A 6,174-nucleotide genomic window follows, 5' to 3' on the forward strand; every position below is an offset into this window, starting at 1 on the left:
CTGCACGATGCCCTGGTGGGCTTCGCCGGCGACGGTGGTGAACTCGCCCCCGAAGGCGACCCGGGAGCTGGTGATGGCCGCGCCGAAGGCGCCGAAGACGCCGTCGGCGGTGGGCGCCCAGCCCTGGAGGCGGCCGCCGGAGGTGCTCAGGGCGGCCAGGTGGCCGCGGCCGGTCCCGCCGACGGTGGTGAAGTGGCCACCCACGTACAGGACCGAGGAGGACACGGCCAGGGCCTCGACGTCGCCGTTGGTCCGGACGTTCCACACCGGGGCACCGCCGGCCGTGGGGCCGTAGGCCTGCACGTAGCCGCCGGTTGCCCGGCCGCCCACGAACACGGTGTTGCCCGAGGCCGAGACCACCAGGTCGCCGGCGACGTCGGCGGTGGAGGCGGGGTTCCAGGCCCGCAGGGTGGCCACACCGGTCGACACGGCGGCCGCGTTGCGGCGCGAGGTGCCGTTGACCAGGGCGAAGTCGCCGCTGAAGTAGAGGGTCTGGTTGTTGGGGTGGACGGCCAGGGCCAGCACGGTGGCGAAGTTGCCGGTGCCGTTGGAGACGTTCGGCTTGAAGGTGGTGGAGATGTTGCCGCTGGTGGCGTTGAAGGCGGCCAGGCGCCGTCGGCCGGCCCCCTCGGCCGAGGTGAAGTCGCCGCCGACGTAGACGGTGGAGCCGGTGGTGGAGGTCGTGATCGCCTTGACGCTGTCGTTGACGTACGGGCTCCAGGAGAAGGCGGCGCCGCTGGCCGGGTTGAGGGCGGCGACCCGGGCGCGGACCGCCCCGCCGACCGAGGTGAAGTCCCCGCCCACGTACACCCGGGTCCCGGCGGGGGAGATCTTGAGGGCGCGGACGACGCCGTTGGCGCTGGGGTTCCACGACAGCAGGTTGCCGGTGGCGGCGTCGCAGGCGGCCAGCCGGTTGCGGGTCGTCCCGTCGACCGAGGTGAAGCTGCCGCCGAGGTAGATGGTGCCGCCCAGGTAGGCGACGGCGTTGACCCGCCCGTTGGTCACGCAGGTGCCGTCGTCCGGGTTGGCGCTGACGATCGCCCCGGCCGGCCCGGACAGGGCCACCGACAGGGCGATGGCGGTCGCGACGGCCAGGAGCAGGGCCGCCAGCGGCAGCAGTCGGGAACGCACGGTCATCGGGTGAAGCCCCCCTTGCCTTGGTCGGCGGTCATGCGGCGCGGAGCCTACTCATCCAGGACGGCCGACGCCAATCGGTCCCTGAGGACATCCAGCAGCTCCGCGGGAACGGTCACGTTGCCGCCGCGGCCGCTGCCGACGCGCACATCCGGCTTGTGCCGGCCGTGGTAGTCGGATCCGCCGGTGGCCAGCAGGCCCCGGCGCTCGACCAGGCTGGCCAGGGACCGGCGCAGGCTGTCGTCGTGCTCGGAGTGCCAGACCTCGACCCCGTCGATCCCGGCCTCCAGGGCCTCGCCGACCACCCGGTCGCGCTCGGCGTCGGCCAGCCGGCCCGGGTGGGCCAGCACGGCCACCCCGCCGGCCTTGGCGGCCAGGGCCACGGCATCGGTCAGCGACACGCTCGGGGCGGGCACGTAGGCGGGCCGCCCCGACGACAGGTAGCGGTCGAAGGCCTCGGCCACGTCGGCCACGACCCCCCGGGCGACCATCGCCCGGGCGAAGTGGGCCCGCGACAGGGCGCTGGCCCCGGCGACCTCGGCGGCGTCGGCGTGGCCGACCCCGCAGAGGCGCTCCAGCCGCTCGCCGATGGCCTGGTTGCGCTCTTCCCGGCCCCGCCTGGCCACCTCGACGGCGTCGGCCAGGTCCGGCTCCAGCAGCCCCTCGCCGTACAGCAGTACGTGGACGACCCGGTCCCCGACGGTGGCGGTGACCTCGCAGCCGGTCAGCACCTCGACCCCCAGGCGCTCCCCGGCGGCCTTGGCCTCGGCCACCGCGGCCACGGTGTCGTGGTCGGTGACGGCCAGGGTCGCCACCCCGGCCGCGGCCGCGGCGGCGACCAGCTCGTCCGGCCGGTCGCTGCCGTCGCTGGCCAGGGTGTGCGCGTGGAGGTCGACCCGGCCGCCCCGGTCGCCGGTCATCGCGCTAGTGGTCGCTCGGGGTGGTGAGCTGGTTGGCCTCCAGCCAGGAGATCACCTGGTGGACCGAGTCGTCGACGCTCTCGGCCTCGGTGTGGAGAACGATCTCCGGGTTGGCCGGCGGCTCGTACGGGTCGGACACGCCGGTGAAGTTCTTGATCTCGCCGGCCAGGGCCTTGGCGTACAGGCCCTTGACGTCGCGTTCGGCGCAGGTCGACACCGGCGCGGCCACGTACACCTCGACGAAGTTGTCGACCGCGGTCCGGACCCGGTCGCGGGCCTCCCGGTAGGGGGAGATGGCCGCCACCAGCACGGCCACGCCGTGCTTGGACAGCCTGCCGGCGACGTAGCCGATGCGGGCGATGTTGGTGTCGCGGTCCTCGCGGCTGAAGCCGAGGCCCTGGCAGAGGTTGGTCCGGACGTCGTCGCCGTCGAGCAGCTCGACCCGGTGGCCGCGCTCGGCCAGGGCGGGGCCGAGCTTGGCGGCCACGGTCGACTTGCCCGCACCGGACAGGCCGGTGAGCCAGAGCACGAACCCGGTGTCGTTGGTCATGGGACGTGGATGCCTTTCGTCGGTGGTGGTCAGGAGCGGTAGGCCTGGATCAGCAGCTCGGCGACCTCGGCCCGGGAGAACTCGGGCGGTGGCAGCTGGCCGGCGGCCAGCATGGTCCGCACCTGGGTGCCGGAGAGGGCGACGTGGTCGCTGTCGGGATGCGGGCAGGTCTTGCCGGTGGCCATGGCCAGGCAGCGCCGGCAGTAGAAGGCGTTGTCGAACCGCAGCGGGGTGATGCCCAGGTCCTCGGCGGGCAGCGAGGCGATCAGCTCCTGGGCCTCGAAGGTGCCGTAGTAGCGGCCCACCCCGGCGTGGTCGCGGCCGACGATGAAATGGGTGCAGCCGTAGTTCTTGCGGACCAGGGCGTGCAGCACGGCCTCGCGGGGCCCGGCGTAGCGCATGGGCGCGACCAGGGCCGACAGCAGGACCCGCTCGGGCGGGAAGTAGCCCAGCACCGCCTCATAGGCCCGCATGCGGACCTCGGCGGGCACGTCGCCCTCCTTGGTCGGCCCGACCAGCGGGTGCAGCAGCAGCCCGTCGACCACCTCCAGCGCGCACTTCATGAGGTACTCGTGGGCCCGGTGGACCGGGTTGCGGGTCTGGAAGCCGACCACCGTGCTCCAGCCCCGGGAGGCGAACGCGGCCCGGGTCTCGGCCGGGGTCAGGGCGCGTTCGCCCACCGGCCCGGCCAGGGGGGTGACCACGGCCTGGACGGGGCCGGCCACGGCCCGGCCGGGGGCGCCCAGCACCCGGGCCACCCCGGGGTGCTCGGGGTCGGTGGTGCCGTAGACCAGCTCGGCCTCGGCGGCCCGGTCGCGCTCGAACACCTCGGTGACCTCGAGCACGCCCAGCAGCCCGCCGTTCGGGCCCCGCAGGGCCAGGCGGCCGTCGTCGACCCGGACCCCGTCGGGGATGCCAAGGCACACCGGGATCGACCACAGGTTGCCGTCGGGCAGGCGCATCGACTCGGTGACCGACTCGTGCTCCTTGGCCCCCATGAAGCCGGTCAGCGGGCTGTAGGCGCCGGTGGCCAGCGCGCGCAGGTCGGCCGCCTCGGCCGCGGTCAGCGGGAGCGATGGCAGCCGGCCCGAGGCCAGCGCGCTCGCCTCCTCGGCATCCAGGCGCCGGTCGACGAGCTGCCCGCCGTGGGGCAGGCCGCCGCGGGGGCCGGTCACCGTCTGCTCGCTGATCGTCACAGTGCGTGCTCCTTGTGGTTCGTTCTGGTCCGTGCGGTCAGTGGTCCGTCCCGGCGCCGCCGGGGGTCAGCTCGAGCTCCATCGAGCGCTGCATGGCGAAGGTGGCCGCCTCCAGCTTGGAGTGCAGGCCCAGCTTCTCGAGGATGTTCTGGATGTGGGTGCGGACGGTGTGCTGGCTGATGAACAGGTCCCGCCCGATGCGGGCGTTGTCCCAGCCCTTGCTGAGCAGGGCGAGCACCTGGCGCTCGCGGGGGGACAGGCGCGACAGCGGCGAGTCGGGCGCCCGGTCCCTGGCCACCATGCGGCGGGCCAGCTCGAGCAGCATGCTGCGCGGGACCGCCCCCTCGCCCGCGAGCACCGCCCCGGCGACCCGCAGCACCGTGCTGGCGCCGTAGGTCTTGCCCACCACCCCGGCGGCGCCGGCGCGGATCGCGGCCAGCAGCAGGTCGGCGTCGTGGTCGTCGCCGAGCACGATCACCCGTGCCTCGGGCCAGGCCTCCAGCATGCGGACGACCAGGTTGGGCGAGCCCTCGAGGGCGAGGGCGGCGTCGACCAGCACCAGGTCGGGGCGGAGGCTGGAGACGGCGGTGAAGGCGTCCTCGGCCGACGAGCAGCGGCCGATCGCCTGGTGGACGTCGTCCCGGGAGAACACCGCCTCCAGCGCCTCGTTGAACAACGGCTGCGAATCCGCAAGCAGCACCCGTGCCATGACCATCCTGTCGTCCGAGCGAGCTCTGGCGAGCCTTGCGGCTGCCTACTGTGGCTGATCCACCCCTCGCTGCCCTGGTACAGCCGCAGTAAGTCGCTCTACGACAGTCGACGCCGCTTGCGGATCGCTGAAGGGGGGCTCGCGGGCTGTCGGGCTCCTCACCCTGGATCAGTGGTCCAAAGCGTCCGGATCCGGGAAGGCCGATCATGCAGTCGTACCATCTCTAGTCACTTCTTCAGATGGGCAGGCTGTCCCCTGCGCAGTACGTTGACGGCCCACAAGTAGCGACAGGGGGACTACTTCAGTGGCTTCAGCTCCACGGCCGGATGCCACCGCCATGCTCGCCCACGAGCTGCGGCGCCGGGTGGCGGCGGTGCGGGTCGCCGGCGAGGCGATCGCCGCGCTCCGCGACCAGGGCCGCGATGCCAGCGCCATGCTCGACCTGCTCCTGGCCGAGGTCGCCGACCTCGACCAGCTGGCCGGCGCGGTGCTGGCCGAGCGCCGCTCCGGGCCCGCCGGGCACGCGCCCGACCTGGCCGCGACCGTGCAGGCGGCGGCCAGGACCGTGGCCGTGGCCCGGGGGGCGACCGTGCGCGTCCAGGCGGCCGTCCAGGCCGAGGCCGAGGTCAGCCCGGCCATGCTGCGCCAGGCGATCGAGAACCTGATCGACAACGCGGCCGCCCACGGCGGACCGGGTGGGGTCGAGGTCGACGTCCGGGCCGACCCGGCGGCCGGCCAGGTCGAGGTGGTGGTGGCCGACCGCGGCGCCGCCGAGGCGCCCCAGAGCGGGCACGGCATCGGGCTGTTCGTCGTCCGCCGCTTCCTCGACGAGGCCGGCGGGACGTCATGGGTTGCGCCCCGTGACGGTGGAGGTACCCTCGTAGGGCTGCGCGTGCCGCTGCGGCCAGCCGCCGAACCGGATCCACTGGACAACGCCGTCAACACCTGAAACGGCCTCTCGGGGGGGAGCGGTCAATGCGGCAACCGGTCCGGGTCGTCCTCGCGGACGACCACGACGCGTTCGTCGAGGGCCTCGGCATGGTGCTCTCGGCCGAAGACGACCTCGAAGTCGTCGCCCTGGCGGGCGACGGCGCCTCGGCCCTGCAGGCCGTGCTCACCCACCATCCCGACGTGCTGGTGGTCGACACCCAGATGCCCGGCCCGGCCGTGACCGAGCTGGTGCGCCTGGTCGGCCAGGCCGAGCCGGCGACCAGGGTGCTGCTGCTGGCCGAGGACGCCCGGCTCGCCCCCTCCAGCCGTCCCGACCCCGGCGGCCACGCCGGCATGACCGGGGCCGTGTCCGCCCGTGAGCTGGCCGAGGCCATCCGGGCGGTGGCCGCCGGCTTCCGGGTGACCCTGACCGGCCCGCCGGCGCCCGCCGGCCCGCCCGCGGCCGCCGGGGCGGCCCGGCCAGCCGACCAGGCTCCGGAACGGCCCGAGCGGGACGACCACGCCGAGCTGCTGCTGCGCAGCCTGTCGGAGCGCGAGCGCCAGGTCCTGGCCCTGCTGGCCCGCGGCTACTCCAACCGCCGCATCGCCGAGGCCTGTTTCCTGTCGCTCAACACGGTCCGCACCCACGTCCAGAACGTGCTGGTCAAGCTGGGCGTACACTCCAAGCTGGAGGCGGCCGCGCTGGCCGTTGGCCAGGGGCTGGTCAGCATCGAG

At 74.2% G+C, this 6,174-nt stretch carries 7 protein-coding genes; 2 read left to right on the top strand and 5 right to left on the bottom strand.

Going from position 1 to position 6,174, the window contains the following annotated elements:
* The 5 genes from VF468_25290 to VF468_25310 form a co-directional block, all read right to left on the bottom strand.
* The coding region (locus VF468_25290) for a hypothetical protein (GenBank protein HEX5881602.1) at nt 1–1,137 on the bottom strand (1,137 nt) is incomplete at its 3' end.
* Between the two features lie 47 nt (nt 1,138–1,184).
* Complete coding sequence (locus VF468_25295; GenBank protein HEX5881603.1) at nt 1,185–2,054, bottom strand: PHP domain-containing protein; 870 nt, start codon at nt 2,052–2,054, stop codon at nt 1,185–1,187.
* 4 nt (nt 2,055–2,058) lie between these two features.
* A complete protein-coding gene (gene cysC / locus VF468_25300) occupies nt 2,059–2,604 on the bottom strand; it encodes an adenylyl-sulfate kinase (GenBank protein HEX5881604.1) in 546 nt (181 codons plus the stop codon).
* A 29-nt stretch (nt 2,605–2,633) separates the two neighbouring features.
* Entirely contained in the window at nt 2,634–3,800 is a 1,167-nt protein-coding gene (gene sat / locus VF468_25305; protein ID HEX5881605.1) for a sulfate adenylyltransferase, read from the bottom strand.
* A gap of 37 nt (nt 3,801–3,837) precedes the next feature.
* A complete protein-coding gene (locus VF468_25310) occupies nt 3,838–4,509 on the bottom strand; it encodes a response regulator transcription factor (protein HEX5881606.1) in 672 nt (223 codons plus the stop codon).
* Nucleotides 4,510–4,846: 337 nt separating this feature from the next.
* Here VF468_25310 and VF468_25315 point away from each other — a divergent pair, with 337 nt between their 5' ends.
* Both VF468_25315 and VF468_25320 read left to right on the top strand, forming a co-directional pair.
* Nucleotides 4,847–5,458, top strand: coding sequence for an ATP-binding protein (locus VF468_25315; protein ID HEX5881607.1), 612 nt, complete (start codon nt 4,847–4,849; stop codon nt 5,456–5,458).
* Nucleotides 5,459–5,484: 26 nt separating this feature from the next.
* A partial coding sequence (locus tag VF468_25320; GenBank protein HEX5881608.1) for a response regulator transcription factor occupies nt 5,485–6,174 on the top strand: 690 nt, incomplete at its 3' end.

This window comes from Actinomycetota bacterium (genome assembly GCA_036280995.1).
Lineage (GTDB): Bacteria > Actinomycetota > CALGFH01 > CALGFH01 > CALGFH01 > CALGFH01.

What these genes read in the sequence shown, in the direction of transcription:
- VF468_25295 (HEX5881603.1), bottom strand. Translation starts at nt 2,054, where the DNA reads ATGACCGGCGACCGGGGCGGCCGGGTCGACCTCCACGCGCACACCCTG.
- cysC (HEX5881604.1), bottom strand. Translation starts at nt 2,604, where the DNA reads ATGACCAACGACACCGGGTTCGTGCTCTGGCTCACCGGCCTGTCCGGT.
- VF468_25310 (HEX5881606.1), bottom strand. Translation starts at nt 4,509, where the DNA reads ATGGCACGGGTGCTGCTTGCGGATTCGCAGCCGTTGTTCAACGAGGCG.
- VF468_25315 (HEX5881607.1), top strand. Translation starts at nt 4,847, where the DNA reads ATGCTCGCCCACGAGCTGCGGCGCCGGGTGGCGGCGGTGCGGGTCGCC.